Source organism: Ruegeria sp. AP12, from assembly GCF_056540025.1.
Genome location: NZ_JBQFVZ010000063.1, coordinates 1 through 1,366, shown reverse-complemented (window position 1 = coordinate 1,366; position 1,366 = coordinate 1). Strand labels below are relative to the sequence as shown.

The following is a 1,366-nucleotide window of genomic DNA, read 5'->3' as shown; positions in this document are numbered from 1 at the left end:
CAGACGGCGAAGCCGCCTGTTCCTGCTGATCTGCCACGTGGCGAACGCGGGAGGGGGCGAGGCAATGCTATTCGACAGGGGTGGTGCGGCCCGCAGGCGCAGCCGAGGACACGGCCCTGTCTAATAGGGTTTCGTATGAAACAGCTTGTCATGCCATCGCGGCCAGTTCTCCAGCCAATGTATGGTGTCCGGACCTTCCGACAGTCGATGCTCGAGCCCCCGTGCTGAGTAGCCAATCCGAGATACAGTGCGTGCCCGTTTGCGTTTGTAGTGGGCCATTGTAGCGGCCTTTCATGTAGTTTCGTTGCTACATGGCACCCTCCATTTGGTTTGTTCGCTTCAAGCCGCACTCGGCTTAGTCGACCGGAAGCGCAGCCGGTCTTGATATTGGATTGCGTCTTCAAAAGCAATGGGGAGAGGACTTATGAGGCGGATCACGACAAGCAGCGATGGGTAGCACTCTCAACCACAAGGCGGTTCACATAACACCCGTTCAGTGATGTTTCCGGTTTGTTATGACGCTGCAATTGGTGCATTGGTTGCAGAAAACTGCCATTCGAGACGCGGTTCGAAGTCGACCGCTGTTTGGGACATAGCCGCCGTTCGAACCAAGGCTAATTTTCGGTCTGATACTTCGCCAAAAGTGGGAGCATCACGATGTTTTCTATATGCGAAGTAGGCGCCAGCTCGGTGTCAAGCTCGATTGCTCGCAAAAAGTGCGAGTATCCAGCCCCGAAAACACTCCATCTTGCGCGACAAGGACTGTGCGCCAACCCCGTGCTGCTGCACCGAGGATATCGGTGTGAAGAGTGTCACCGCACATCGCGATGCGTTCGGGCGGAATTCCTGGAAGCGTGGCTTCGACCATTTCAAATACTTCCGGAAATGGCTTGCCAAAGAACTTGATGTCTTGAAGGCCCTCATCTGCCAGCAAATGCCCGTAGTGACCGGGCTCCAGTGAGAATCCGAAGTCTCGTGGCGCTGCCAGATCAGCATTTGCGATCACCACTGGGCGCGGGTTCGCCAACAAGCTGTCGCAAAGCATGGATTGTTGAGATCGTTGCCAGATTTCGGTCGAGAGAAACAAGAAACCGTCAGCGCGGTCAAAGTCTGTCTGGTCTGCCTCAAGCCTGATCGTCTCGGATAAGATGTCCGTCAGATCGTCAGACGGAGAGGCGATGCAGCCCCACAGAACGTCGTTCAGGTTTGCCAAGGCTGCGTCGCGGCTGGTTACAATCTCATCTGCGTCAACTTGCATTCCGAGTTTTTGAAACTTGGCAGTCGCGCCCTGGTGATTATAGCTGGCAGCATTGGAAAGAATGCGAATCTGGTGTCCGCCCTCCCTGAGCTCTTTCAAACGAGCTGC

The 1,366-nt window shown here is 55.3% G+C and carries 1 protein-coding gene; it reads right to left on the bottom strand.

What is annotated here, in order from left to right:
• Positions 1-664 precede the first annotated feature (664 nt).
• Positions 665-1,366: HAD-IIA family hydrolase (locus ACR0E6_RS21205; protein WP_480587022.1), on the bottom strand; the 702-nt coding region annotated here is incomplete at its 5' end.